1 protein-coding gene is annotated in these 586 nt (G+C 73.2%); it reads left to right on the top strand.

Annotation, left to right across the window (positions count from 1 at the left end; translation table 11 throughout):
• Nucleotides 1-586: alpha/beta fold hydrolase (locus G7A99_RS23940; protein WP_163144575.1), on the top strand; the 586-nt coding region annotated here is incomplete at both ends.

The raw sequence follows: 586 nt of genomic DNA, 5'->3' as shown, positions 1-586 counted from the left end.
GACGGGTTCCGGCCGGCCCCGTGGCTGCCCGGCGCCCATGCCCAGACGATATGGCCGGCGCTGTGCCGCCCTACTCCGCACGTGACACTCACCCGCCACCCGGTGACCCTGCCCGACGGCGCGGTCATACACACCTACTGGGGGCCGGAACGCCCGGGACCACTGGTACTCCTGCTCCACGGACTCGGCGGCGATGCCGGCGCCCCTTACTGCCGGGGACTCGTGCGCGCCCTCGCCGCCGCGGATTTCCAGGCGGTCGTCATCGAGGGTCGCGGCACCGGCGGCCAGCCCGGACGGCGTTTCTACCACGCCGGTGCCTGGCGGGACCCGGCGGCGGTACTGGCACGGCTGCCTGTCGCCGATCCGAGACGCACCGTTCATGCGGTCGGCATCTCCATAGGCGGCAGCATCCTGCTGAACTGGCTCGCCGCCACCGGCGAGGACTGCCCCCTGGCCTCGGCCGTCGCCGTGTCCACGCCTTTCGATCTCGCCGCCTGTGCCGCAAACATCGACCGCGGATTCGCCCGCGTCTACCAGGCCTACCTGCTCAACGGCCTGCGACGCCTGCTGCGCCGGCGCGCCCGCC

The organism is Arhodomonas sp. KWT, assembly GCF_010993615.1.
The sequence above is the reverse complement of the archived record's forward strand: the minus strand, read 5'-3'. Positions and strand labels throughout refer to the sequence as shown.